This is a genomic window from Mucilaginibacter inviolabilis, assembly GCF_011089895.1.
Taxonomy (GTDB): domain Bacteria; phylum Bacteroidota; class Bacteroidia; order Sphingobacteriales; family Sphingobacteriaceae; genus Mucilaginibacter; species Mucilaginibacter inviolabilis.
The window spans coordinates 1,420,792-1,445,077 of the sequence record NZ_JAANAT010000001.1 but is presented as its reverse complement, the minus strand read 5'-3'; the positions used below and the strand labels follow the sequence as shown (position 1 = coordinate 1,445,077).

At 42.5% G+C, this 24,286-nt stretch carries 27 protein-coding genes; 25 read left to right on the top strand and 2 right to left on the bottom strand.

Annotated elements, in window-relative coordinates; genetic code table 11:
- Nucleotides 1-154 precede the first annotated feature (154 nt).
- The 3 genes from G7092_RS05745 to G7092_RS05735 are packed head-to-tail and all read left to right on the top strand — an operon-like array spanning nt 155 to nt 6,519.
- Nucleotides 155-3,697, top strand: coding sequence for a SusC/RagA family TonB-linked outer membrane protein (locus G7092_RS05745; RefSeq protein ID WP_166087093.1), 3,543 nt, complete (start codon nt 155-157; stop codon nt 3,695-3,697).
- A gap of 14 nt (nt 3,698-3,711) precedes the next feature.
- Nucleotides 3,712-5,109 (top strand): RagB/SusD family nutrient uptake outer membrane protein, encoded by a 1,398-nt coding sequence (locus G7092_RS05740; RefSeq protein ID WP_166087091.1) that lies wholly within the window; start codon nt 3,712-3,714, stop codon nt 5,107-5,109.
- A gap of 30 nt (nt 5,110-5,139) precedes the next feature.
- Nucleotides 5,140-6,519 carry a TlpA family protein disulfide reductase gene (locus tag G7092_RS05735; RefSeq protein ID WP_166087089.1) on the top strand — a complete coding sequence of 460 codons (1,380 nt, stop codon included), beginning with the start codon at nt 5,140-5,142 and terminating at the stop codon, nt 6,517-6,519.
- A 22-nt stretch (nt 6,520-6,541) separates the two neighbouring features.
- Here the strand turns inward: G7092_RS05735 and G7092_RS05730 are convergent, their stop codons facing one another.
- Nucleotides 6,542-6,847, bottom strand: a complete 306-nt coding sequence (locus G7092_RS05730) for a hypothetical protein (protein WP_166087087.1) — start codon at nt 6,845-6,847, stop codon at nt 6,542-6,544.
- Complete coding sequence (locus G7092_RS30945) at nt 6,844-7,320, bottom strand: MauE/DoxX family redox-associated membrane protein (RefSeq protein ID WP_369074287.1); 477 nt, start codon at nt 7,318-7,320, stop codon at nt 6,844-6,846. The genes G7092_RS05730 and G7092_RS30945 overlap by 4 nt, the downstream gene beginning before the upstream one ends.
- Before the next feature lie 963 nt (nt 7,321-8,283).
- On the opposite strand from G7092_RS30945, the gene G7092_RS05725 reads away from it, so the two are divergent.
- From G7092_RS05725 to G7092_RS05620, 22 genes are all read left to right on the top strand, one after another.
- Complete coding sequence (locus tag G7092_RS05725; protein ID WP_166087085.1) at nt 8,284-9,228, top strand: DUF8464 domain-containing protein; 945 nt, start codon at nt 8,284-8,286, stop codon at nt 9,226-9,228.
- Nucleotides 9,229-9,468: 240 nt separating this feature from the next.
- On the top strand, nt 9,469-9,879 hold the full coding sequence (locus tag G7092_RS05720) for a plasmid mobilization protein (RefSeq protein ID WP_166087083.1): 411 nt from the start codon (nt 9,469-9,471) through the stop codon (nt 9,877-9,879).
- A 294-nt stretch (nt 9,880-10,173) separates the two neighbouring features.
- Nucleotides 10,174-11,169 carry a relaxase/mobilization nuclease domain-containing protein gene (locus G7092_RS05715; RefSeq protein ID WP_166087081.1) on the top strand — a complete coding sequence of 332 codons (996 nt, stop codon included), beginning with the start codon at nt 10,174-10,176 and terminating at the stop codon, nt 11,167-11,169.
- A gap of 20 nt (nt 11,170-11,189) precedes the next feature.
- Nucleotides 11,190-11,816: a ParA family protein gene (locus tag G7092_RS05710; RefSeq protein WP_166087079.1), complete on the top strand. Its 627-nt coding sequence runs from the start codon at nt 11,190-11,192 to the stop codon at nt 11,814-11,816.
- Entirely contained in the window at nt 11,804-12,163 is a 360-nt protein-coding gene (locus G7092_RS05705) for a hypothetical protein (protein WP_166087077.1), read from the top strand. Before G7092_RS05710 ends, G7092_RS05705 begins: the two co-directional genes overlap by 13 nt.
- On the top strand, nt 12,160-12,570 hold the full coding sequence (locus tag G7092_RS05700) for a hypothetical protein (protein ID WP_166087075.1): 411 nt from the start codon (nt 12,160-12,162) through the stop codon (nt 12,568-12,570). Before G7092_RS05705 ends, G7092_RS05700 begins: the two co-directional genes overlap by 4 nt.
- A complete protein-coding gene (locus tag G7092_RS05695; protein ID WP_166087073.1) occupies nt 12,567-12,851 on the top strand; it encodes a hypothetical protein in 285 nt (94 codons plus the stop codon). The genes G7092_RS05700 and G7092_RS05695 overlap by 4 nt, the downstream gene beginning before the upstream one ends.
- A gap of 3 nt (nt 12,852-12,854) precedes the next feature.
- Complete coding sequence (locus G7092_RS05690; protein ID WP_166087071.1) at nt 12,855-13,151, top strand: DUF4134 family protein; 297 nt, start codon at nt 12,855-12,857, stop codon at nt 13,149-13,151.
- Nucleotides 13,152-13,323: 172 nt separating this feature from the next.
- A complete protein-coding gene (locus tag G7092_RS05685; RefSeq protein WP_438861462.1) occupies nt 13,324-13,686 on the top strand; it encodes a DUF4134 domain-containing protein in 363 nt (120 codons plus the stop codon).
- Nucleotides 13,686-13,982 carry a plasmid transfer protein gene (locus tag G7092_RS05680; RefSeq protein ID WP_166087069.1) on the top strand — a complete coding sequence of 99 codons (297 nt, stop codon included), beginning with the start codon at nt 13,686-13,688 and terminating at the stop codon, nt 13,980-13,982. Before G7092_RS05685 ends, G7092_RS05680 begins: the two co-directional genes overlap by 1 nt.
- Nucleotides 13,960-16,386 (top strand): TraG family conjugative transposon ATPase, encoded by a 2,427-nt coding sequence (locus G7092_RS05675; RefSeq protein WP_166087067.1) that lies wholly within the window; start codon nt 13,960-13,962, stop codon nt 16,384-16,386. Before G7092_RS05680 ends, G7092_RS05675 begins: the two co-directional genes overlap by 23 nt.
- A complete protein-coding gene (locus G7092_RS05670; protein ID WP_202985222.1) occupies nt 16,383-17,063 on the top strand; it encodes a hypothetical protein in 681 nt (226 codons plus the stop codon). Before G7092_RS05675 ends, G7092_RS05670 begins: the two co-directional genes overlap by 4 nt.
- The gene (locus tag G7092_RS05665; protein ID WP_166087065.1) at nt 17,060-17,581 is read left to right on the top strand and encodes an MT-A70 family methyltransferase; all 522 of its coding nucleotides are present in this window, start codon (nt 17,060-17,062) and stop codon (nt 17,579-17,581) included. The genes G7092_RS05670 and G7092_RS05665 overlap by 4 nt, the downstream gene beginning before the upstream one ends.
- A 10-nt stretch (nt 17,582-17,591) precedes the next feature.
- Nucleotides 17,592-18,260: a hypothetical protein gene (locus tag G7092_RS05660; protein ID WP_166087063.1), complete on the top strand. Its 669-nt coding sequence runs from the start codon at nt 17,592-17,594 to the stop codon at nt 18,258-18,260.
- Entirely contained in the window at nt 18,257-18,931 is a 675-nt protein-coding gene (locus G7092_RS05655) for a hypothetical protein (RefSeq protein ID WP_166087061.1), read from the top strand. The genes G7092_RS05660 and G7092_RS05655 overlap by 4 nt, the downstream gene beginning before the upstream one ends.
- Before the next feature lie 58 nt (nt 18,932-18,989).
- Entirely contained in the window at nt 18,990-19,772 is a 783-nt protein-coding gene (locus G7092_RS05650) for a hypothetical protein (RefSeq protein WP_166087059.1), read from the top strand.
- The gene (locus G7092_RS05645) at nt 19,769-20,926 is read left to right on the top strand and encodes a TraJ family protein (protein ID WP_166087057.1); all 1,158 of its coding nucleotides are present in this window, start codon (nt 19,769-19,771) and stop codon (nt 20,924-20,926) included. The genes G7092_RS05650 and G7092_RS05645 overlap by 4 nt, the downstream gene beginning before the upstream one ends.
- Nucleotides 20,927-21,004: 78 nt before the next feature.
- A complete protein-coding gene (gene traK, locus G7092_RS05640; protein WP_166087055.1) occupies nt 21,005-21,619 on the top strand; it encodes a conjugative transposon protein TraK in 615 nt (204 codons plus the stop codon).
- Nucleotides 21,597-22,010, top strand: coding sequence for a hypothetical protein (locus G7092_RS05635; protein WP_166087053.1), 414 nt, complete (start codon nt 21,597-21,599; stop codon nt 22,008-22,010). Before traK ends, G7092_RS05635 begins: the two co-directional genes overlap by 23 nt.
- Before the next feature lie 6 nt (nt 22,011-22,016).
- Nucleotides 22,017-23,243 carry a conjugative transposon protein TraM gene (gene traM, locus G7092_RS05630; protein ID WP_166087051.1) on the top strand — a complete coding sequence of 409 codons (1,227 nt, stop codon included), beginning with the start codon at nt 22,017-22,019 and terminating at the stop codon, nt 23,241-23,243.
- A gap of 1 nt (nt 23,244) precedes the next feature.
- Nucleotides 23,245-24,039 (top strand): DUF4138 domain-containing protein, encoded by a 795-nt coding sequence (locus G7092_RS05625; protein WP_166087049.1) that lies wholly within the window; start codon nt 23,245-23,247, stop codon nt 24,037-24,039.
- A gap of 15 nt (nt 24,040-24,054) precedes the next feature.
- Nucleotides 24,055-24,270 carry a hypothetical protein gene (locus G7092_RS05620; RefSeq protein ID WP_166087047.1) on the top strand — a complete coding sequence of 72 codons (216 nt, stop codon included), beginning with the start codon at nt 24,055-24,057 and terminating at the stop codon, nt 24,268-24,270.
- The last annotated feature ends 16 nt before the right edge of the window (nt 24,271-24,286 follow it).

Below are 24,286 nucleotides of genomic sequence, written 5' to 3'. Positions count from 1 at the left end.
AACTTCCGATATCCCAGCCTGGAATAAAGATTATCCCGATTTCCTGGAATTCTATATCTCCCGAAATGCAAGAAGATTAAATCTTGCGTCATGGGAATGCTATTGCCTAAACCTTACGTGTGAAATAACCAATAAACTCATTAATTGAAAAACTATGCTTCAAATTTTACCATCATTAAAAGTTCTCAGGCTCCTTTTGCTGATCGTCTTTGTAAACGGCCTCTTATGTATTTCGTCACTTGCATCAGGCAATGTAAGAGCGCAGGGGCTCGATAAAAGGATTAGTATAAGCCTTGATAGGGTCACGCTAAAGCAAGCTTTGGATAAAATTGCCAACAAAGCCTCTGTGAGCATCATGTACAGTGTATCTAAAGAATTAACGACAACATCTGTGAGCATCCATGTTAAAGACAAACCGCTCAGTGACGTTTTGATCCAGTTGCTTACCCCGTATTCATACTCCTACCAGGTCATAGATGAAAAGATAGTGATAAAGCGCGATTTGCCAAAGCCTCAACCGCGACCTGCTGAAAGTAAACGGCTATTAATGATCTGGGTAAAAGGAAAGGTTACAGATGCCAACGGACAAGTCTTGGAAGGGGCCACGATCAGGGTAAAAGGTGAACCCAAGCTTGCCGTGACTGATAAAAGCGGAGAGTTTTCAATTGATGATGTTACACCTAACACTATTTTACAGGTTTCTTTTATAGGATATAAAACAAAGGAAATTATTGTTGGCAATGACTCGAACTACCTGACAATTGCTTTGAACACTGAAGATTCTAAATTAGATGTGGTCACCGTTGTTTCTACAGGTTACCAGACATTGCCTAAAGAAAGGGTTACCGGATCATTTGCACAACCATTGAAAGAAATGTACGACAACCGGGTGGCTACTGATGTAATATCTAAACTGGACGGGATAACCAGTGGCTTGCTTTTTAACAGGAATACGACCAATACTCAAAACGGTCATCTGGACTTAAGTATCCGCGGACGCTCTACAATCTTCGCAAATGATCAACCACTCATTGTCATAGATAATTTCCCTTATAGTGGTGATATCAATAACATAAATCCCGCTGATGTAGAAAGCATCACCGTATTAAAGGATGCAGCTGCGGCATCAATATGGGGTGTTAAAGCGGGTAACGGGGTAATTGTAATTACAACGAAAAAAGGGAAGCTCAACCAACCACTTAACCTGGCCTTTAATTCAAATGTTACCATTTTTCAGAAACCAAACCTTCAGTACAACCCGCAATACATGAGTTCAGCCGATTACATCGGCGTGGAAAAATTCCTCTTCCAAAATGGTAAATATGACGCTGATCTCTCCAATACGACCAGCTATCCATTTATATCGCCAGTTGTCGAAATCTTAGCACAGCAAAGGGGAGGAGCCATTTCTCCAGGGATAGCATCATCACAGATCAGCGACTTGGGTAAGAATGATCTGTTAAATGATATGTCAAAATACCTGTATCAGCATGCCGTAAATCAGCAGTACTCCGTTAATATAAAGGGTGGTGATGAAAAAACAAGTTATTATTTTTCGGCGGGCTATGATAATAATCTTCCCACACAAAAAGACAACAAATTTAATAGGCTGACCGTAAATTGTAATATTGCGTTTAACCCCATAAAAAATTTACAATTAGCTGTAGGCTTAAACTATATTCAATCCAATACTAAAACCGATAATACGATTTCCAATGTACTCCAGGGTAATATCTATCAATATGCGCAATTGGCTGATGCCGCAGGGAATCCGTTAACGATTACTAAAAATTTGAATCCTGCATTTGTCAAAGTAGCTCCTTCAATGGGGTATCTGGATTGGTCGTATGCCCCGCTTACCGATCTCGGCCTTAGCGACAATACTACGAAATATGGAGATATCCGCTTATCCCCAAGTTTAAAATATACGGTGATCAAAGGACTTAGTCTGGATATAAAATACCAATATGAGCAGTATACCAGCAATTTTAGGGATTTCGAAAGTCAGGAAACCTATACCACAAGAAATTTTATCAATCAATTTGCAAGTGTAGATGCAAAAGGTATTGTTAATTATAATTATGTCCCGTTGGGTGGGGTGCTGTCCCAATCCTTAACGACCGTTACTGCCTACAACGCAAGAGGCCAGCTAAATTACTCCGGAAGCTGGAACAACAGCGAAGTAAATGCGATTGTGGGGATTGAACAAAGTCAAACCAAAACGGATGGCAATACAAGCGCCAGTGTATACGGATACGATCCCAAAACGGGTAACAGCACCGCGGTAGACCTTGTAGATTATTTTCCTTTAAATCCGGGAGGATTAAGTTATAGTCCAATACCAAATGGTGGTGGAATTTCAGGATCCCTTACCCGCTTACGTTCGTATTTTGGCAACGCTGCGTATACCTACGCCAAGAAATATACATTTTCGGCGAGCGCCAGAATTGACGGTTCTAATTATTTTGGTGTCTCAACAAACTTGAAATCCGTTCCATTATGGTCTGTAGGAGGGAAATGGGACGTGGATAAAGAGCAATTTTATCATTCGGAATGGCTTCCAGTCTTACATCTACGCGCTACCTATGGTTATAACGGTAATTTAAATCAGAATATAACCGGGGTTACCACCTTCCAATATTATCCGATAAACAGTTCGTTAACGCATTTGCCGCAAGCTTATATAGCGAATGTTGGCGATCCACAATTAAGATGGGAAAAAGCGGGAATAGCAAATTTTGGATTGGATTTTGGGCTTAAAGACAACTGGCTTTCCGGCAGTCTGGAATATTTTGTAAAGAACGGCAAAGATATTATTGGTAATGAATCCGTTGCGCCAAGTGTCGGTTTAACGACCATCCAAGGCAATTTTGCCAATATGAAGGGGAATGGTTTTGATATTCAGGTGACTTCAAAGAATATTGATGGAAATTTCAAATGGTTTACTACGCTATTGTTCAGCCATGCCCGGGATAAAGTGACAACTTATAATGCACCAAGCATTGCTTCCTCATTAGTTACGGCTGATGGTGCAAGCGGAAATATTTATCCCGTTGTTGGTTATCCTGTATATGGCGTCTGGAGCTACCGTTGGGCAGGTTTAGATCCTGTTAACGGTGATCCGCAAGGCTATATCAACGGTACAATAAGTAAAGATTATGGCAGGCTGATCCAACCGGCCTTAAAAAATGATTTGGTATATAATGGACCTGCCCGTCCGCAGTATTTTGGCAGTATCAACAATAGATTTGTATATAAAAACCTCTCTTTAAATTTTAATATCAGTTATAAATTCGACTACTTTTTCAGAAGAAGCGCACTCAGCTATACCAATCTGTTTAATAACTGGTTAGGAGGGAACAAGGAATATACACAGCGATGGCAAAAGCCGGGTGATGAAAAAGTTACCAATGTACCATCTATGGTGTATCCTGCAATTTCAAGCAGAGATGTTTTCTACCAATATTCAGATGCTACGGTTGTAAAAGGAGATAATATCAGGCTGCAAGATATTAGCCTGAATTATACCTTCGATAAGAGGACATATCGAAACCTTCCCTTTAATGTCCAGGTATACCTTTACGCCAATAATATCAGCATACTCTGGAGGGCAAACAAGCTAAACCTCGATCCTGATTATCCAACAGGGTATCCTACACCCAGATCTATTTCATTAGGTATAAAAGCCAATCTCTAATTAAAACTTCCACGATGAAATCAACAAACAAATCTTTAAAAAAGATCATAGAAGCTATTTTTTTAGCGATTATTTTAATTCAATTTTCATGTAAAAAGGACTTTCTGGATGCAAAACCGAATTTAGCTTTGGTTGTGCCAAGCACAATTACGGATTACCAGGCTCTTTTAGATAACAATACAGCAAGTACGCTCTTTAACTTTAATCAGCCAAGTTTAAACGAAGTGGGTGCCGGTGACTTTTACCTGTCATACACCTCCTGGCAGGGATTGAGCACACCACAGGAAAGAAATGCTTATATATGGAGCCCTGATTTATTTGCCGGTCAGAAAAGTTATGACTGGACTGACGGTTATCAAAGAATATTAAACGAAGACATCGTTTTAGATGGAATTGCTAAAGTACCTTACAATTCATCAAGTAAGACAAGTTGGAATAATGTAAAAGGCACTGCCTTATTTTATCGGGCCTATGACTTTTTAGGCCTGGTTGAAGAGTTTGCAAAAGCGTATGATTCGGCTACAGCCAAGACGGACCCGGGAATCCCTTTGAGGACAAATGCGGATATCACTGTCAAATCTGTTAGGGCGACCATACAGGCGACTTACGATCAGATTTTAAGTGATTTGAACCTGGGAAAGCCATTACTGCCTGTTTCTCCTTTGTATCCCACTAGGCCCTGTAAAGCGGCGGTTTATGGCCTGTTAAGCAGGGTGTATTTATCCCAAAGAAATTACAACGAGGCGTTATTATACGCCGATTCATCCCTTCAGCTCAGTAGTAAATTATTGGATTTTAACCAGTTGGCAACCAGTAACAACAGCCCGATTCCCCGATTTAGCGCAGAGGTCATCTATCACCATCAACTGGGAAGCTATTCCGCCTTCAATAATAGCAGTCCAAAGCTGATTGTAGACTCCATATTATATAAATCATACAATTCCAATGACTTGAGGAAGGTTGTTTATTTTAAAACAGTATCCGGCATAGTTACTTCTAAAGGGTCCTATAGTGGCGATCCGTCGTCGCTTTTTGGAGGCATCACAACCAGCGAAATGTACTTAACAAGAGCTGAATGCTTTGCCAGAGCAAATAACGTTGCTATGGCCATGCAGGATCTCAACACCCTCTTAAAAAGCAGGTGGGTCACCGGGACTTTTGTTCCTTATACTGCCGGAAATAGTACCGACGCGTTGTCTCAGATATTGGCGGAGCGAAGAAAAGAGCTGGTCTTTAGAGGACTTAGATGGGAAGATCTAAAGCGATTGAATAAAGATGCCGCTACCGCGGTTACCCTTACCCGTGTTTTTAACGGACAAACCTATTCGTTGCCACCCAATAGCAACCTGTATGTCTTTCCTATACCACCCGATGAAATAGCCTTAAGTGGATTACAGCAAAATCCAAGATAAGTTTTAATTAAACCATTATATATAAATAAGATGAGAAATAATCTATTAGCAGTACTATTTTTGTTATTGGCCAATTTTGCATATGATAGTTATGCGCAAACAAAACCGTTGGCTATAGGCGACAAGGTTCCTGACATCATTATCCAGAATGTATTAAACTACAAAACTACTTCGCTTAAATTGTCGGATTTCAGAGGCAAATTATTAATTCTTGATTTTTGGGCTACCTGGTGTAGCCCATGCGTCGCCATGTTGCCTAAGACTGATTCCCTACAGAAGAAATTCGCGGGACAGGTTGAAATATTACCTGTGACCTACGAGGATAAAACAACAGCCGGAGCATTTTTAGCAAAACTCAAATCCGTGAAACACATTAACATCTCTTCAGTGATCAGTGACAAGATTTTAAATAGTCTTTTTGTACACGGTTCTATCCCATATTATGTTTGGATTGACAAAAACGGTACTGTAATAGCTACTACTGAAAGTAAAGAAATCAATGAAAAGAATATTCAATCAGCAATTAACGGAGTAACTCCGGGAATAAAAAATACCATTGGAGAACTCAGAAGAGAAGTTGATTTCAACAGACCAGTTTTTGTTACCGGTATTCCTTTTAAAGGAGAAGAAGATGACAGCTTAATTCATGTGGAACCGATACGTGATAATCAAATTTTATATCAATCAGTTCTCAGTAGATATGTCCCAAATGCGGCATCTAAATTATACTTTGATTCCACTCATTTTGTAACAATTAATGTACCTATATTAAGTTTTTACAGACTTTATTGGGGAATGAAGTATAATAAATCACCGCAATTATTCTGGGGTAAAAGCAGGTGTGCCATTGAAATCAAAGATTCCGTCTTATATGATAAGATAGCCTCCCCATTACATGGATCTCCCTTTGATAACTGGTTGAAAACAAATGGATACACCTATGAATTAATCTGGAAATCGGCCAGGAAGTGGAAGGATAAATATGCTTTATTAGCGGAAGACCTGGACAGGTATTTCGGTAAACCGTTAAAACTATCTGTTGGCTTGGAAAAACGCATGGTGTCAAGCGATGTGCTTATCCAAACAGAACAAAATGGCAGTTTAACGACAACCGGAGGTGCGCCGTTTGAAAAACACGATGCTTATTCATACATTCAGCACAATATGCCTTTAAGCCATTTTATAGCTTTATTAGAAGGTTATTTCTGGCAGAATTCGGAAAGGGCTGTTTTTGACGAAACAAAAATGAATGGTAAGGTGGATTTAAATCTAAACTGTTATATGGCTGATATTGATGCCGTGAATAAAGAATTAGAAAAATATAAATTAAAATTTATATCAGCCGATCGGATGACAGATGTATTGGTTTTTAAGGAAGATAAGACAACAAATAGCACTCAGGTTAAATAACCTCAGTGCTATTTCATAATGATTATTGTCCTTTATAGTCGCCCGGTGTTATTTGGACTTGGGTCGCGCTTGGAATCGGATTATCACCCTCTGATGGAGTTCCGGTAATGTTTTCGTTCCATAGGGAACTGCAGTTATTCAGCGAGTTATCGCATCCGGCAGGCGCTGACCGGTAAACATAGTCGGTCCGGAGATTAGAAGTGGAGTGCGCTAAATGTACAAATTCAAAAGTCTGCGGAGGTAATTTACGTACTGCAGTGAACGAACTAAATCCGATTGCTAAAGCGCCTACTATCAGGCCTAAAGCGATTTGTTTGATGTTTTTCATCTTTTGTAATTATTAAAATTTTGGTTTGATTTAAAAAGCCGGATAGCAATTATGGCAAGAAATATAAATGCGAGATTAAACCATAAGTGCTGTGTCCAACTCAACTTTTCGATGACCCCACCGCAATGACATGGGAGCTTTTTTTCCAAAAGCAGCACGCTTATTATATAACCTGTAAAGATGGTCATAAGCGCAGTGAAGGCGAAAAAGCCCCATTTTAAAGTTCGTGGAACTAATAACAGAATAAACGTCAGGATTTCACTCAAAGGAACAAACCAGGATACGTATACGGCTAATCCATTAATGATATGCACGTTTTTCAGACCCTTTAAAAAGCGATCGTGATCGACTATTTTGGCATAGGCTGTATACAGAAATAAGAACATACAAGCCAACTTAATACAGGTAACTATTCTTTCCCGGGTGAGGTCTGATAAATGAATTTGCTGTATTTTTAATGCTATTCTTTCCATAAGCTATATTTTTGACGGAGATCATTATTTGATCGTGACTTCAGCCACGTGCGGGCGCGTAGCCGGCAGTTCGATTGATATACTCTTTGTCACAAACACCCTTTCTTTTTTGTATTACCCCGAAACCGGAATAAGGGATTATTAAATAGAAATTGATTTAGGTTTTAAACGCTGAGACAAAGTAAATACAACCATGGGCTCTAAAACAGTAAGAAAAGGGTAGTGACTTTTTGATATGTAATAAAGGGGTTAAGTGACGTATTGATTAAATTATTGGAAATTTATGCTTAAAAAGGAGCTGATTTGGTGGTATATAAAAGAAATCTGCCAAAATAATTCACTACCATAATACCATACTATAATTTAAAAAAAAATAGCTTCTGCAATAGATGGAATAAACCTGTTAGCTATCGGATAGCCATTCACTCGTTTTGCCATTCAATTATTCATAAACGTTATATCTTTTCTTCCATAAAACCGAGGGGGTGAAAGTTTTCTTTCACCCCCTTTCCCTGTTTCTGCGTGTCCCAAAAAACGTGATTTGCTTCCATGATTTGACGATCGCCGGAAAGCAATGAAGAAAATTCAAAGCAGTATCCAACCTTTCTGAAAATCATAACCGGTTTCGGCTTGATGTCTTTAGGTGTCAGGCAGCCGGTTGGCTGATCTGCATATAAGTCGATCAGCCGATCAAATTGTTATTTGACATACGGGGACAAAGCATTATTCCGCAGGAGCGGAAAATATTGCGAAGCTGAGATAGTATCAAGATTGCGAAAACGCATAGGCAGGCGACAGCCCGGCATGTAGATGCCGACGTGAGTAGTCCCGAATATATAAACCGGTAGAAGCGAATTGTTCGGGATCGATACCCGCTGCCGGTTCACTGGTCGTTGACCATCCATGATCAGATCATTCAAAATCAAATAATCCCTTTTATGAAACTTTAAAAATAACTATGGCATGGCTAATTTATTAACTGCAAAAGAGCTCAAGGAGCAGGGCTCTATTGTTGATCTCTTGAGCCGTTTGGGGTATCAACCGGTTCCAAAACGAGGTCGTGAAAGAATGTATTACAGTATGCTACAGAGCGAGGATACCGAACCTTCCTTTAGCGTGAATGACGACCTCGGTGTATGGTTCGATCATGGAGTCGGTAGAGGCGGCAACATTATTGATTTCGGCTTGGCGTATTGGAAGCATTTAGGATTGAATGAGGTCGTTAAAAAGATTCAGGACGTTTGTTCGATAGTTCCGGATGAAGAAAGGGTAGTATTCCCGAAAAAAATAATTAAAAATCCGCACCACATAGTTGAAAAGATCAAACCATTGGGCACACATCCGGCGATCACCGAATATTTAAAAGGCCGCGGCGTTTTTGAAATCGCTAAAAATTACCTGTCCGAGGTGTATTACTATGTAGAAGACGAAAATAATCTTCGTAAACGTTATTTCGCTGCGGGATGGCAAAATGAAAACAAATCGTGGGAAGTTCGTAACAGGTATTTTAAAGGGTGTATGGGAAACAAAGCTATAACCTTCATTCCTGGTCACAATAAAAGGGCCGTAATTTTTGAAGGTTTCCTCAACTTTTTGAGCTGGCGGTTAGAAAAACCTGACGACGATCATAGCGCAATTGTTTTAAATACCCTAACCTTATTGCAACAGGCTATTAATAGAGCAAAAGCATTTTCTTCATTGGATGTGTATTTTGACCGAAACAGGGCAGGTGCATTGGCCACCAGGGTTTTCTTAAAAGCCTTACCATATGCCACTGATCGTTCACGGGTTTATGATGGATTTAATGATTATAACGATAAGATCAAGGCACAGTTAAAGAAAGCAGTGTTTGCGAGTAAGAAAAAGAGTGATTTTTTTTCAGGAGTTAAGGTGCCATTTGAATGGTAGTACCTCTCATCATTAGGGAACGCCCATTGACTTCATTAAAACATCCAAGGCAGGAAAAGCTGCGATTCAGCTCTCCAATCTTTTTTTTATCACCTAAAAGGTCAATTGTATAATTCCAAAACTTCAAATTCATAAGCTAAAATTTCGTTGTTTCTGCAACGGCAAGATGTCTTTTTGTTACACAAAAAGTCTCTTGCCCTTCCAGGGGGGATTTAAAAAATTTCGCGACTCAATTTTTCTATGGTTGACTTTAAGAAGCCGAACGGGCGACCGAAATTAAAGGAGGGTAGGCGCACTAATTTCATTAATGTCAGATTCACTGATGTTGAATATAAAGAGATAGCTGATTTAGAGCAACAGTTGGGTGTTTCAAAGACCGACTTGATCAGAATGCGGATATTAACTGATGCTAAAAGGGTAGTTATTAATTCAAAGGAACTGATCAAGAATCTTGATGGGGTTGGTGCGGAGCTAGGAAGGGTAGGCAATAATATCAACCAACTAGCTAAACACGCGAATATCCTTAAGCTTCAGGGGCAGCTGTCACCGCTTGTTATCAAAAAGTTTAATGAACTGTTTGAAGAACATATAATAGTTCAACAAACATTAGAAGCCGCACTTCGCAGTATTATCAGGGCTATGGGCCAATAGCATTTTTTAAAGATTTGTTATCGTGTTATCTTGTTATAAAGAAATAGCGATAGTTAGTTATTGCGATTGGAAATTATTCCGTTACAAAGTTAAGTTGATCGCCTGGAACATTGTTCTAAAGATCTGGCGTTACCAAGTTATCTTTTTATAGTCTTATGAAGGTACCATGTTCTAACGATCTTGTGATATCGCGTTATAAGGTTCTAATGAAACAGCGTTAGTGTCTTGTGTTATAGTGTTATTTTGATTTCAAGATTGACTGGTACAGAGTTACAAACAAAAATCCTGGCCATAATGATCGCTCATATTTTAGAAAAACCTTCCAGGGTATTTGCCGGAGTAAAATATAATACCAATAAGGTGGACCGGAACAAAGGGGAATTGATGCTTATCGCCAACTTTGGTATATTACAAGCATTAAGCAACCCTAGGCAGCAGGACCTGGTCAATTACCTCCTGATGGTATCCGCTCAAAATAAGGGTATCCAAAAAAACACCCAATTTCACGCGGTTATTTCAGCCCGGGGGCGAAACTATACGAAGCAGGAATTGACCAAAGCAGCTGTTATGTGGCTGAAGGAAATGAAATATGGCAATCAGCCATACCTGATTGTTTTTCATAAAGACACAGAAAACCATCATGTTCATATTGTTAGCTCCCGGGTGGGGAAGGATGGCAAACAGATAGACCGTGATTACGAACAGGTCAGAGCTGTTGGTAACATCGAGAAAGTGTTGGGCTACACTTTCGCCATGCAGTACCGTTTCAGTACCCCGGCGCAGTTTTATCTGATTTTAGAAAATCATGGGTTCCTTGGTCGTGACTATATCAACGAAAAAAAGCTGCAGCAAAAAATCAACTCCTACGTGCCTGATAAAGTAAGGATAGCAGAACTCAAAGAATTGTTTATTGCCCAAAAAACTTCACCGGCTTTTGTGCAGCGGATGAAAACACAATTCCAAATCGATCTGGTATTTCATTCCGCAGAAGGGAAAAAGCCATATGGCTATACGGTCATTGACCACGCCACCAAACAGGTTTTTAAGGGCAGTGAAATTCTGAACTTGAAATATTTGCTGGACGACAATATCAAATTAGAACCTGTCTATCAACAACCCAACACTGATCTCCATGATTATCTGGACAAGGATGCTGTTACTTATTATTCTGAATATGTACCAGAAGGAGTGTACATCAGACCCGTTATGATTTCCGACGATGTAGATGACCAGCAGGTACTGGGCATGAAACGGCGGAGACAAAAGAAAGCAAGAACTAATACCCGGTAAGGGATAAAACATGAAAACGTATGATCTGTTTATTTGGCAACCAAAAGGGTGGCGTAGGAAAAAGTACGCTCACCGTCCTATCAGGGAATTACCTCAGCCTGGCTAAAGAATGGCCCGTTACCATCATCGATATGGATTACCAGCTGTCTATATCCCAGAAATTTGAAAAGGCTAAAGTGCTGGAGAATAAAGAACCCTATGATGTACTTCCGGCTACGCTCGAAACATTTCCTTTGCTGAGCAACAAACTCTCTGCAAGTAAAGAGGACGCGATACTGATCGATCTTCCCGGCAAGCTGGATGACGACGGGCTAATCCCCGTTTTTAGATCCGCCGATTTGGTGATCTGTCCCTTTACCTATGATGAGTTCACATTTGAGTCTACTGTTCTATTTACCGTAGTCCTTAAAAAAGTGAATCCCAAAGTAGATATAGTTTTCATTCCTAACCGGATCAAAGCCAATGTTAAGTTTGAGATCATGAGTGAAGTCAACGAACAACTTTCCAAATTTGGAAAAATCACCACCAAACTTCCCGACCGTGTAGACTTTCAACGCATTACGACTTTCGAAACACCATTTTCCCTTGATGAGCTGATCACCCCTGTTTTTGAAGAAATATTCGCCGAACGCTTATGGAAAAAATGAAAACCCTGGCTGACCAGTTACGTGAACAAATGGGGAAACCCGTCGACAAGCCGTTGAAAGGCGCTCATATTTCGGCTGAAAAGGTGCCTAAAACGAGTAGTAGAAAAACGGGAAAAACCATAGAAACTGCTATACTCAAAGCATTGATCGAATATGATAACAGCGGTAATAAAAGCATGGTTCATGCTAGATTCGATAAACAAACAGTCGATATCATGAACAAATTTAAAATGGCAACAGGTATTGATGTGACCAAGTTCGTCACTTTCGCGGTTAAGCATTTTCTGGAAACCTACCCTGAGCTTAAAACGATCATCAAACAATTCATTCAAAATACTGAATTATGACCCGGACAAAATTAACTATTGTGCTATTTGGAAGCATTATTTCCTCTTGTGCTACCCGGATTCTTTATGATCATCTGCGTAAAAATAAAGATTTAGAATCAGGTGCTATGGCAACTATAGATGGACCTAGAACGCCGGATCATATTAAATTAAATGCCGAACTAAAAAATGCCCCTTTCGCTGAGCGCTCTATAACCAGAGCGCTTTTTGCATATGACACCAGTGATCATAAGACCCTAATGCATATTCGGTTCGACAGGCAAACGGTCGATACCTTAAACAAGTTTAAACTCGCCACAGGTGTGGACATGTCGAAGTTTGTGGCTTTTGCCGTCAGAGTTCTATTGAATACCAATCCCGAGTTTAAATCCATCATTAACAAATATCTTCAAAGAACTCAACTATGACCTGGATAAAATTTACCCTATGGCTGCTTGGTATCTATACCAGCTATTATGCAGCGCTGATCATTTGGGATTATCTGCGCACCAAACGCGGGGATACCGGATATGATCAACATGAACTCACGTTTGTTGAGGATATTAAACCCGTTAAATCACACGTAGATGAATCCACTCTAAACGGAAAGGAATCATCAATTGTTTTTTCAGGTGGCGTCAGCCTCAAACAGATGTTCAACCTCGCCCGCGAAGAATCGGTCGAGTACATCAAAGCCGTTAGCTTTTAACATATGAAACTTTTTCTGACGGCCTGGTGCAGCCTACTTACGATAATAGCAGTTGCACAGCCTGGCATAACAGATGGTTCTTTGGCGCAAGCCAAACAAGAGCTTTCTTCTTCTTTTTTTTCGGCCTTGGATTTTGCGCTGGTATTGGCTCTTCTATTGGGCAGTATGGGGGCGTTAAGAATATATCAAAATTGGCAAATGGGTGAAAAACGCATTGATGCGGTAGTAGCTGCCTGGTTTTTTGCGGCCATTTTTATGATCCTTTCGGGGCCGTTTTTAAAGGCGTTGTTCGGAATCTGAACGCCTTTCCATGTTAAGCTTTCTCTCCGGGAGCTATAAAAGATTTCTGTATTAACCACTTCAATATATACAACCTGCCGTCAGGTTGGTTTACGCAGTTCTGAAAACTGCCGATCCCTTCGGGTGAATTTTTAGGGGCGCTGTTCGTGATCTGAACGCTCTTTTACCATATATGGCCATCTCCCAGGTGGCCTTAAAAGATCTCCGCCTTTATTTTTTCTCCCTTTTAATGTTTACAAAAACAAAAAAGTTATGGGCTTCAGCCGTATTGCTGGCCCTGTCTGTTCCTGTGTTTGCGCAAAGCGGCGTTAACGGCCTGAATACAGCAACCTCCACCCTGAAAACCTATGTAGCCCCGGTAACTAACATCACATTGGTGATCGGTGGTATTGTCGGTATCGTTGGTGCCATTCGTGTCTACTCGAAGTGGAATTCGGGTGACCAAGATATCAACAAAGAGCTTATGGGATGGGGCGGTTCGTGCGTCTTTCTCGTGGTTTCCGCATTGGTGATCAAAGCTTTCTTCGGCTTATAATGGCCAGGAAGTATCCCGTATATAAGGGGCTGCAACGGCCCCTTATATTCAAAGGTTTCAAAGGCAAGTTCATTTACTGGGGTATTGCCTCCCTGTTGACCGGGCTTGTATTTGGCGCTTTAACCATGTCACTGGTCAATATGTGGCTTGGTGCGCTGGTACTCATCGGCTTTATTGTTGGCGGTTTGCTGTTCACCGCATCCAGGCAAAAACAAGGCTTGCACTCCAAAAGCCGCGCCAATAGAATTCAAATCATCAATCAGATCAACCACTATGGCCGCAAAAGTATTATTTGAAATGCCCTTTATCGGCGTTGACACTAAGGGCGAATTTCACCTCCTGATTGGAGCAGCCGGGGATTTTTCTGTCATCCTAAAGATCATTAACCCGGTGATCCGTTACGCGGCAAATCCTTCAGCCTACGACGAATTTCATAATACGCTGGTCAATATCGTTAAAATCCTTGGCGACGGACACCTGTTACAAAAGCACGACATCATTAGTCGAAACCGGTACAAAACGCCCAGGGCTACCGAATACCTGCAGCAAAAATACAACGAGCATTTCGAGGGCCGGGAATGCCTACAGATCACTACTTACCTGACCATTACCCGTAGGGTTAAGAGAAATTCATTCTATGTATTTGACCCCAGGGTACTCCGTGATTTTTACCATACCATTGGCAAAATACAAGATATCCTGCCGACCGCCGTCGTGCTCAGGGAAAAGGAGATAAACCTGCTGCTCTTACAAATGCTGAGCATGAATTTTTCCGGGGGGGCTGTTTCCTTGAATAACTTAAGCCCTAATGATAACGAAGTACGGATGGGCGACCAGGCCGTTAGAAGTATTATCCTGGTCGACATCGACATAGTAGATCTTCCAGCAGAAGTAGCGACCCATATTGAATTAAATGAAAAGGACTCGTTAAGAGGGTTTCCAGTCGACTTTTTATCCTTGCTATTTAAAGTGCCCGGCTGTAAAGCCATTGTTTACCACCAGGTGATCGATTTGATTGCGCAAAGCACCATGCTGCGCAAACTGGATCAGAAAAAGAAAAAGCACTCCGGTATCCCGGACCCGGCCAATGATCTATGTGTAGAGGATATTGACCTGCTCTTAAAGGATGTCACCAGGGAAAACCAGCTGGTGGTTAACAGCCATTTCAACGTCATGGTTGTGGCTGAACTCAATAAACTTGAAAAGGCGGCCAATTTTGTGGAAGGAGCTCTTTTCAATTTGGGTGTTCAACCCAGTAAGACCGGTTATAATCAACTGGAACTTTTTCGGAGTTTACTCCCGGGAAATGCTGTTGAGATCAAAGAATACGATTGGTTTTTGACGACCTGCGATGCGGCGGCCTGTTTCTTTTTTAAGGAGTCCCTGCCCAATGATGAACCTTCAGATTTCCTGATCCGGTTTACTGACCGGCAGGGTATTCCTGTCGGCATTGACCCTGCCGACCTGCCGATGCGTACCGGGCGAATTAACAACAGGAATAAATTTGTTTTAGGTCCCAGCGGTTCCGGCAAGAGCTTTTTCATGAACGCGCTTGTGGAGCAGTACATGCTGTATAACATGGATGTGGTCATCGTTGACGTAGGGCATTCTTACTCCGGCCTTTGTGCCTATTATAAAGGTAAGTATATCACATATAGTGAGTCAAAGCCTATCACGATGAATCCTTTTGCCATGACAGCGGCAGAATATAATTTGGAGAAAAAGGATTTTTTAATTACGCTCATTGCTTTGTTATGGAAGGGCTCGGATGGCGATATCTCCACTGTGGAACGGGATGTGTTGTCAAACACCATCAATGCCTTTTTTGTCGCCAAATTCCAGGAGCGCGCCCCGGAATTGAACTTTAATTCGTTTTACGAGTTTGCGCTGGAAAAGATCCCGCAGATCAAACAAGAGGAACATATCCCTTTCGATATTGACGAGTTTCGTTATGTGCTGAAAAAGTTTTACCGCGGAGGAGAATACCAAAGTATTCTGAATGAAGCAACCGATGCTTCGTTGTTTGAAGAACGCTTTATCGTGTACGAAATCGATAATTTACAGACTAACGTCACTCTGTTTCCCATTGTTACGCTGATCATTATGGATCTGTTCATCCAAAAGATGCGCAACCGGAAGCACCAGCGCAAAGCACTGATCCTCGAAGAAGCATGGCGGGCACTGACCTCTCCGATTATGGCAAACTTCCTTTTGTATTTGAATAAAACTGTAAGGAAATTCTGGGGCGAGATTATCGAAGTGACCCAGGAATTAGATGATATGCTGGGCAACCCGATAGTAAAGGATAGTATCATTAATAATTCAGATACCGTAGTCCTGCTCGACCAAAGTAAATTCAAAGACAATTACAATGAAATCGCAGCCATGCTGTCCATCAACGAAATCGAACGGCGAAAGATTTTCACGATCAACCAACTTGATAACACGGATGACCGGGGCCGCTTCAAAGAAGTGTATATACGCCGCGGGGCGGTCGGCGAAGTTTACGGTGTGGAGGTATCGCTGCACCAATATTTGTGCTATACAACAGAAAAACCGGAGAAGTCGGCGGTAGAAAGCTACACCAATCGTTTCGGCTCTTACCCGGATGGCCTTGATGCCTTCGTCAGGGACTTCAAAGACAGCGGTAAGTCTTTACCTGCTTTCATTTCACAGGTTAATCAAAATCAACAATCATGAAGAATTACTTTATCAAATGGCCATTATTAGCTATAGTTTTTTTAGCAATCCATTGCAGTACACGCGCGCAAACATTGACCGTTGACCCAGCCGTTTCGTCGGCTATTGCTGTAAATGCAGGTGTTATCAACGGACAGCTCAACACCACCAATGATAAGTTAAACCTGATCCAGAAAGGCCAGCTGGCGGTCAGTGGTCAACTGGTTATTGTCAATAGCCTGCAAAACAAGATCTATCAAGGTTTGAGCCAGGTGGCATCGGTGATCAATAATTTATCAACCATAAAAGAAATCGCTGAATGTGGCACCGATATTATCAGTGACGTGGAGTCATCGGTAAAGCTGGCCAAGTCCGATCCTGTATTGTTGCTATTTGCAGAACAGGGGGCCAGAGACTTTGAAACAAGAGCCACTATACTCGCCGCGGAAGTCAGCGCTTTTGTGTTAAAAGGCGGAACCGGAAACCTCATGGACTCCGGCGAACGTGGGAAACTGCTCAATCATATTGCAGATGAAATGCGCATCCTGCGAGGAATCGCCTATGGTATGAGCCGGGCTATGTACTGGGCGAAGATCAACGGCATTTTTCGCTCGCTTAACCCCTGGGCTGAATGGCAAAACCAGGATGTCAGGATAGCCAATGATGTATTAACTAATGCCAAATACCTGAAGCAATGAAGTATGAACTATTTCTGATTTGTCCACCCTGGAAACAATATTGGGCGTACAAAAGATCAAATAAGATTCTGACTGACAGTATTCCTCCCAGGATGTGGCGAGCAATCCGTGCCTTTAACTTTATGGAAACCTGTTTGGCCGAACTGGCTTCTCAGGAGCATGTCATCATGGTTTGGGTAACTGAAAAATTCACTGACGAATGCCGTGAATACATGGGCCGACTCGGATATCAATATGACAGCTGCCTTATATGGAAGCGGCCAAAATGGAAACGCGGTAGCACAACAGAGGTTTTCGAGTACCTGATGGTGTTTCAAAAGAACGGCTACAAGATACCAGCCATTGATTTTCCAGATCCTTTAAAATCACCCTTTACAGGCAAAGTTAAATTCAGGGGCCAAAAGCCCGATGACGCTTACGTCATGATCGAAGCATTATATCCCACACGGGCCAAAGTACAGATCTTTGGCACCTGCCTACGCCGCGGCTGGGATGTTTTTCAACGCAATGACACTTAACAGGATTTTTATGAAAAATATATCATCCATTTTAATCATATGGGCATGCACAGTGATGACCGCTTTTGCCCAGCAAAAAATATTGGACATTCCAGCCCTGCATCAACTCGTTGATGAATCTGAATCTGAAAACAAGCTGCAGGTAAAGGCAAAGAACCAACAGGCCTTGACCGTCGCTAACGAGCAGGCTAACTTGACTTTACTGGATAAAACGAAAGTCATGTACCGGACTTTACAACACCGATACAATACATTGGGGACAGCGATCAATATTGCCGATATCGGTATTTACGCAACACCAATGGTCAGTCGGATCATCAGCAACCAGGCACAAATCGTTCAGTTGGTACAAAAAAATCCGGCATTAATTGCTATTGGATATCAATCGGCATTGCAGTTTACATCACAGGCCAGGAGCCTGGTGGCCTATGTAACCGGTTTGTCCTTGTCAACTGGTGATGTCAACCAAATGAAGGCATCCGACCGGAAGATGCTTTTTGATTACGTGATCTCTGAATTGAGTTATATCCAGGACTTGTCCGGTAACATGCTTAATATGATGCAATATTCCAGCCTGGCCTCACTGCTAAGAGCCGCAAATCCATTTCAGAACTTTATTGATGCGGATAAGTCAATTGGACAGGATATTATTCAGAACGCCAAATACCTGAAACGATGAAAAAAAGAAACTTTGGGCTCCTTTTGCTTTTCTCGCTTTACTTTTCCCCCTCGTCAATGGCGCAAAAATATGTTATCGACTATCAGCACCTTGTTGCGGTTTCGCAAAATGCAGCTGTCAGGAGCGGTGCAGAAGCTACTCACGAGCAATATCTCAGCAATATCAATAATAATATCAATGACCTCAATACCAATGTCGGTTCTGTTGTATTGGCCCAAACCATGATCTATGAAGGGCTTTCCAATGTGAACTCTACCCTAAAAGATGGCCTTGCGGTCAAAAACATCGCCGTCATCATTGCCGATATGACCGGGTACATCAACCAGGCGCTGGCGATGGCGAAAAGCGAACCTTACCTTTTGGCATTTGCCGGCAATATTGCCGCTGAAATGCGAACAAGATCACTCACGCTGGTCACTGACGTTTCCGGTTATATCCTTAAAGAAGGGAATAATGTACTCGCCGATTATAATTCCCGTGACCAGTTACTGCGCAAAGTAATTACACAACTCCAAATACTGGACGGCTTAGCCTATGGTGCATGGAAGTCAATGTACTGGGCGAAGCAGCGTGGCATTATCGCGTCAGCAACCCCATTTGCGGGCTGGGTTAGCCAGGACAAAACCTATGTCAGCCAGATTATTCAAAACGCTAAATACTTATACCAATGACCATCATTCCGACAGTGTCGGATGATAGCTTGAATGCCGTTTAAAAACAATTTAAATCATGAAAAAAATCTTAGTTCATATATCATTTATGCTAGTTACCCTGATCCAGCACTGCCTTGGTCAGTCCGCTGCACGAGATCAAAGTGTCCGTTATCAGGAAGAACGCATGGTTTACCTGCAATGGGATCAAAATAAATTTACGCCAAAGGCGGGGTTTCTTAGCCTCAACCCATATTACTGGCTGACCTGGGGGTTATTTCACCAGAACTATCATAAAACGGACCTGCGCCCATTAAGCGCCACCGGTCCTCAGACCCAGCGGCTGGCACTCGTCGGTGCAATGAACAGTACGGATAATAAATACAAATTGCAATCAGATACCATGCGTAACACTGCACTTTCTGAAATAGCCAACCAGTCCGGTTTGATTTCGGATGCAGATCCTTTATGGCAATTGTATTACAGCAATGAACTCAAACCGGTGCTGAATAACTCAACGGCTTCCATATTGGCCGGGCTTTCGCCGCAGGTCAGCGCTAAACTGGTTTCCGAAGGCTTATATGACTGGTATAAAAATGAGCTGGATATGCTCAAAGAAAGAATCCAGGCTGCACACTCCACTACAATGAACAGAGGTGCCCGGATACTAGCCTATCACCGTTACCTGATGGAATACCGCAGGCTTGCGGGAGTATGGGCCATCAGAACCTCCTCGGCACTGGCCACTATCAACATGACCGCCCAGCAGCAGAAGTTAAAAACTAACCAGGTGACGGTCAGCGAATGGACACCACAGACAGATATCCAGATCGCCAAACAAGTTTTACAACATCTGCAATGAAGAAGAAAATAACTTTATTAATACTCCTATGCTTAGGTATCACGGCGGTATATGCCCAAACGACAAGCACGCCCGACAATGGCAAGACCTTACAGTTTTTACAGGGTGACGGTGTTTATGAGGAAGGTGTCAGGGTGTTTTTGAAAGGTCTTAAAGACTCGGTATGGACACATTTTGATATGTTTATTACTGATGCCAAAGCGCTTTCGGCGATTTTTATGATCATTTTTTTCGCTATTAAGTCGTATGAGATGATGGCAGGTGACAAACAGTTGGAGATTATGCCATTATTAAGACCCTTTGGTTTGGCAATGGTGATCTTATGGTGGGGGCCGTTCACCAAGATAATTGCTTTTCCGACAGATATCGTTGCCAACCAAACTGAACAAATGTTTAGCAGCGAACAAACCATCGTCAACAACCTGCGCCTTAACCGCTCCAGCCTGATGCTGGCGGTAGCCAATTCCCTGTATGCTTACCAGGCACAAACCGAAGTGGCAGAAAAGGAAAGTGATACATGGTATAGCCAGGCCTGGGATTCCGTGACCAGCACAGTTAAAGAGGGGATCAGCAGCGTAGTTTCACCGTTGCTGGAATTAAAAAACCGGCTCACCGTGGGGATGCAGCTTTTGTTTACACAGTTATTGGAACTGCTGGGGATATGGATACTGCGCTTAGCAGTCTATATCATCTTTATGATACAGATCATTTACTCCTCCATTCTGATCATGCTTGGCCCGTTTGCGGTAGCTGTCAGTATCCTGCCAGCTTTTCGCGATAGTTTCAGCACCTGGGTAGCCCGCTTCATTTCGGTTAATCTGTATAGCGGTATTGCTTACCTGATCATGTACATCTGCGGATTGATGCAGGAATATGCATTAAAATCGGAGATCAGTAAGTACACGGAACTGGTCGGTGCAGATGGAATGAACACTAACCTTCAAAAAATGGCCTGGTTTGCAGGTAACGGGATTCTGTCCTTCGGCACTGTGATAATCGTATTCCTGATAGGTGCGATCTGTATGTTCACCGTACCCAGCATCTCTACCTGGATCATTTCCACATCCGGCATCAGTTCGGCCACTTCTACTTTTGCCCGCAGCGCGGGAACGGTAACCAGTATGGCGAGAAAAGCCGCCGGCAGCTTCTTTTAATTCTTTCTTTTCGTTCTCCTTTTGATGTCTGGGCTGACCCGTTAATGCGGGCCGGCCTTTTTATTTAACACCATTTTTATGATCATAAAAAATATCGAAGCCAAAGTACGGCTGGCGACATTCATCGCGGCTGGTAGCCTGCTGACCTCGCTGATCATCGTAGGCATAAATAGCCTGTATGCTTTCAAACTGGTATCTAATGCTCAAAAAAGCATTTACATACTAGATAACAACATCCCTATACTGGCCCGGCAGACGGATGTACAGATGAACCGGCCTGCTGAATACCGGGCTGACGTGGACTTGTTTCATTCGCTGTTCTTTTCCCTGACCCCGGATGATAATTACATGGAGTACCAGATGAAGAAAGCCATGTACCTCGTCGACGAATCAGGGATGCAGCAATACAATAATTTAAAAGAGAACGGTTTTTTTAACTCGATCCTTTCCTCCAGTTCCGTGCTGACCTTGCAAACAGATTCCATTGCTGTAGACATGCCCCGGCGTTATTTTCGCTATTACGGAAAACTAAAAATTGACCGGCGCAGCTCCACTGTTGTGCGCTCGCTGATCACCGAAGGTAACCTGAAAGATATACCCCGAAGCGACAATAACCCCCATGGCGTACTCATTACGAACTGGAAAACCCTGGAAAATAAAGACCTGCAAGATGTGGAAAAAAATACATTCTAACAGAGATCCCAAGGATACGCTGTATAGCGAGATACGCAAGGAATTTGGCCCTTATTTCACTATGGTTAGCAATATGGGGAAACGCCTTGCGGAATCTTATCCTAAGTTCCTGTTTGGGGCCATGATCTTCCTGATGGCGCTATCGCTCGTGTTGTCATTTACGGTCTTTCACCACCAGGATAAGGCAAAAATAAATACGGTTAAAAAAGTCAGCCCGATAGAGGTGGGCTTTGACCAGATCATGCAGGCGACCGGCAATATCCGGGAAACGCTGCGCCTCAAGAAAATGGTGGACACTATTTCTGCCAAAAAGCAATTGACAGGTGCAGACAGCGCCTTACTGGATAGCGCCCTTGACCGCCTTTCCAAAACTCACCAATCCCTCCGATAAAATGTTATGAAAATCGATTTTAAGCAGCCCAAGTATATGCTGCCGGTCATTCTGTTGCCTTTTCTGTGCCTGTTCTTTTATGCCTGGCAAAGCGGCTTTTCGAAGCCAAAGGCAACGGTCAAAGAAAACATCGGCCTGAACGGCACGGTTGGGGCAGTTTCAGCCGATGTACGCAAGAAACAACTGGCGGATAAGCTTGATGCCTACAGGAACACTTACAAGGAAGCCGATGGACTGACAGCGGTAAATGTAATCCCCAAAGAAAATTCCAGTGACCCGGCCTATAATAATGACTATTCTGACCAGCAGAAAAGAAAACTGGATTCCATTCAGCAGGCTATGAAACTAAAGTTCAGCTCGGGTAACAACTCCAATGCCGGGCAGGCAACGGAAACGGGTATTGCGCATGACCGTCAGGTTGCTAAAGCGGTGGAGGAAATGAGCCGCCGCCAGGTAAACCAGGCTCATCATGAGCAAAGTGCTCCAAAGGAAAAAGACCCGATGGACGTTTTTAGGCAGCAAATGGCCATTATGGACAGTATCAACAAGCAGAATGACCCAACCTACAAAGACGAGTTGAAAAAGAAGGAGGCTGCCGATAAAGCTGCAAAGGTTAAGGAGAGCCAGGTTAAACTGACCGTAAAAAAGGCTGATGCCGTGTCTGGCGACTTTAATACGGTTATGCCGGAAAAGGAGCCTGCATTTATCAGTGCCGTAATTGATGAAAATGTAACCGGATATGCCGGCTCTCGCTTACGGATAAAACTGCTGGAAGATATCAAAGCCGGTAATAACCTCATCAAAAAAGGTACCTTTCTGTATGCACTGATCAATGGGTTTTCAGAGCAGCGGGTTACGCTTTCCATTACATCTATTCTATATGATGGTAAGATCCTTCCGGTTAAACTGGATGTTTATGATATGGATGGGCTTCCTGGCCTTTATGTCCCCTCGTCTGCATTTCGCGATTTTACCAAAGATCTGGGCAGTAACTCTGTACAAGGGGTCACCGTAGATGGCGGTTCCGGAAATACCCAGTTCGTCATGAGCTCGCTCAGTAAGATGTTTCAGTCCACATCCTCGGCTATTGCCGACCTGATCCGCAAGAACAAGGCAAAGCTTAAATATAACTCTTACCTATATATCATCGACACCGATGCCTTGCAAAACACACAGAAACGTGAAAGCCTCCTGGATTCAGGGGACAAGCAACAACCCACACAAAAAAACTAATATGAAACGGATACTATTCATTGTATGGGTGCTTATTGCCCCCGCTCTTTACGCGCAGGATAAATTGCCGGTAATTTACCTGCCCGATAACCTGACCATTCATTTTATCTCACCGGAACCGATCCAGTACGTAGATATTTCCACGAAAGACCTGATCGGTGATTTGCCGCTCAAAAACGTATTACGTTTAAAACTGCGTGACACCCTCAAATCCTTTCTTGGTTCGGTAATCACCATAGCCGGTGAAAAATTCATTGCACAGTATAGGTTAATGCCCGGTTATCCCGGCGTCCCAACCGAAATAGAAATAACACCTGCAGCAATGCACCCCCTGGATATTTCCGGTATCGGGCTTTCACAAAATCAGTTAAGAAGTTTAGCGCTCAGCCTGGTGGCTAAAAAAAAGGATAAACGGATCGAAAAAGTAAATGCGTTCGGTATTAAGGGGCAATTGAACCATGTCTGCACCATTGGCGATTATATTTTTCTGGATATTTCTTATCGCAATAAAACTAATTTGAAATATGATATCGCAGATTTTCGATTTAAAGTAGATGATAGAAAGGTAACGAAGGCAGCCAATAACCAGTCCGTGGAGATCAAACCGGAGTTTGTGCTGTTTAGCCCACCTGCTTTTTCAAAAAGTTACCGGAACGTATTTGTCTTTAAGAAAATGTCTTTCCCCGGAAATAAAGTGCTTCGTGCAGAACTCAGCGAAAAGCAGCTTTCCGGCCGTATTGTTACGTTAAGTATATCCTACCAGGATATCCTGGATGCGGATACGCTCACCAATTAACCTTATTCTTTTCTTATGACTGATTCCATAGCCTACGATTATGTAAAGCTTGTCCTGGAAGAAGAATTTCTGGCAACCTATCTGCGCTTTTCTAACCAGGGGATACTCCACTACGAGCTTACCAATATCCTCGAAATATGCGCACCCCTGATCAGGGGCCTGGACGAGGACGACCGCTTTTTAAAATATGAAGTGATCGGAATTATAGCAGACTATTTACAAGAGGTGTAATATGGCATTTAATCCG

Excerpts from the sequence above, each read along its gene's own strand:
- G7092_RS05745 (WP_166087093.1), top strand. The coding sequence starts at position 155 with ATGCTTCAAATTTTACCATCATTAAAAGTTCTCAGGCTCCTTTTGCTG.
- G7092_RS05740 (WP_166087091.1), top strand. The coding sequence starts at position 3,712 with ATGAAATCAACAAACAAATCTTTAAAAAAGATCATAGAAGCTATTTTT.
- G7092_RS05735 (WP_166087089.1), top strand. The coding sequence starts at position 5,140 with ATGAGAAATAATCTATTAGCAGTACTATTTTTGTTATTGGCCAATTTT.
- G7092_RS05730 (WP_166087087.1), bottom strand. The coding sequence starts at position 6,847 with ATGAAAAACATCAAACAAATCGCTTTAGGCCTGATAGTAGGCGCTTTA.
- G7092_RS30945 (WP_369074287.1), bottom strand. The coding sequence starts at position 7,320 with ATGGAAAGAATAGCATTAAAAATACAGCAAATTCATTTATCAGACCTC.
- G7092_RS05725 (WP_166087085.1), top strand. The coding sequence starts at position 8,284 with ATGGCTAATTTATTAACTGCAAAAGAGCTCAAGGAGCAGGGCTCTATT.
- G7092_RS05720 (WP_166087083.1), top strand. The coding sequence starts at position 9,469 with ATGGTTGACTTTAAGAAGCCGAACGGGCGACCGAAATTAAAGGAGGGT.
- G7092_RS05715 (WP_166087081.1), top strand. The coding sequence starts at position 10,174 with ATGATCGCTCATATTTTAGAAAAACCTTCCAGGGTATTTGCCGGAGTA.
- G7092_RS05710 (WP_166087079.1), top strand. The coding sequence starts at position 11,190 with ATGATCTGTTTATTTGGCAACCAAAAGGGTGGCGTAGGAAAAAGTACG.
- G7092_RS05705 (WP_166087077.1), top strand. The coding sequence starts at position 11,804 with ATGGAAAAAATGAAAACCCTGGCTGACCAGTTACGTGAACAAATGGGG.
- G7092_RS05700 (WP_166087075.1), top strand. The coding sequence starts at position 12,160 with ATGACCCGGACAAAATTAACTATTGTGCTATTTGGAAGCATTATTTCC.
- G7092_RS05695 (WP_166087073.1), top strand. The coding sequence starts at position 12,567 with ATGACCTGGATAAAATTTACCCTATGGCTGCTTGGTATCTATACCAGC.
- G7092_RS05690 (WP_166087071.1), top strand. The coding sequence starts at position 12,855 with ATGAAACTTTTTCTGACGGCCTGGTGCAGCCTACTTACGATAATAGCA.
- G7092_RS05685 (WP_438861462.1), top strand. The coding sequence starts at position 13,324 with ATGGCCATCTCCCAGGTGGCCTTAAAAGATCTCCGCCTTTATTTTTTC.
- G7092_RS05680 (WP_166087069.1), top strand. The coding sequence starts at position 13,686 with ATGGCCAGGAAGTATCCCGTATATAAGGGGCTGCAACGGCCCCTTATA.
- G7092_RS05675 (WP_166087067.1), top strand. The coding sequence starts at position 13,960 with ATGGCCGCAAAAGTATTATTTGAAATGCCCTTTATCGGCGTTGACACT.
- G7092_RS05670 (WP_202985222.1), top strand. The coding sequence starts at position 16,383 with ATGAAGAATTACTTTATCAAATGGCCATTATTAGCTATAGTTTTTTTA.
- G7092_RS05665 (WP_166087065.1), top strand. The coding sequence starts at position 17,060 with ATGAAGTATGAACTATTTCTGATTTGTCCACCCTGGAAACAATATTGG.
- G7092_RS05660 (WP_166087063.1), top strand. The coding sequence starts at position 17,592 with ATGAAAAATATATCATCCATTTTAATCATATGGGCATGCACAGTGATG.
- G7092_RS05655 (WP_166087061.1), top strand. The coding sequence starts at position 18,257 with ATGAAAAAAAGAAACTTTGGGCTCCTTTTGCTTTTCTCGCTTTACTTT.
- G7092_RS05650 (WP_166087059.1), top strand. The coding sequence starts at position 18,990 with ATGAAAAAAATCTTAGTTCATATATCATTTATGCTAGTTACCCTGATC.
- G7092_RS05645 (WP_166087057.1), top strand. The coding sequence starts at position 19,769 with ATGAAGAAGAAAATAACTTTATTAATACTCCTATGCTTAGGTATCACG.
- traK (WP_166087055.1), top strand. The coding sequence starts at position 21,005 with ATGATCATAAAAAATATCGAAGCCAAAGTACGGCTGGCGACATTCATC.
- G7092_RS05635 (WP_166087053.1), top strand. The coding sequence starts at position 21,597 with ATGTGGAAAAAAATACATTCTAACAGAGATCCCAAGGATACGCTGTAT.
- traM (WP_166087051.1), top strand. The coding sequence starts at position 22,017 with ATGAAAATCGATTTTAAGCAGCCCAAGTATATGCTGCCGGTCATTCTG.
- G7092_RS05625 (WP_166087049.1), top strand. The coding sequence starts at position 23,245 with ATGAAACGGATACTATTCATTGTATGGGTGCTTATTGCCCCCGCTCTT.
- G7092_RS05620 (WP_166087047.1), top strand. The coding sequence starts at position 24,055 with ATGACTGATTCCATAGCCTACGATTATGTAAAGCTTGTCCTGGAAGAA.